The organism is Paraburkholderia sp. EG304 (assembly GCF_046543485.1).
Taxonomy (GTDB): Bacteria; Pseudomonadota; Gammaproteobacteria; order Burkholderiales; family Burkholderiaceae; genus Paraburkholderia; species Paraburkholderia youngii.
This window is the reverse complement of sequence record NZ_JBKGUA010000376.1, coordinates 1-375: the sequence shown is the minus strand read 5'-3', so window position 1 is coordinate 375 and position 375 is coordinate 1. Positions and strand designations below refer to the sequence as shown.

1 pseudogene is annotated in these 375 nt (G+C 46.7%); it reads right to left on the bottom strand.

The annotated features are described in order from the left end of the window. Positions 1 to 115: 115 nt before the first annotated feature. A pseudogene (locus ACLFKU_RS44360) lies at positions 116 to 375 on the bottom strand (aminotransferase); the annotation flags it as partial.

Here is a 375-nt window from a genome sequence, read left to right as displayed (position 1 = left end):
ATCGTAATCGTTGAGATCGATTTCGTTCATGGCAATATGAGTAGGAATCGAAACAATAGAAAAAGTTGGTGATTGCAATTTTTGTCGCGTCTTTCCTAGACTTCGCCCTCTAGTATCACGCCCAATAGTGCTTGTTCGACAGACATGCCTTTTCTGTCGTGCGGAATGCCTCCATGCAGTATTCGACCATCGAAGCATCGGTGAACGGTGTCGTCATATCTTCGGACCTGCAATAGTCTGCGAGTGCTAGATCCAGTGCTGGTTCCAACGCCTCGAAAAAGGCCTCATTCATAGAAGCATTGCTCATGTATGTTGCCGGGTATCCGACATAGATGCCATGCTGCAGACACTTTTGTGCGAACGCTTTTCCATGTT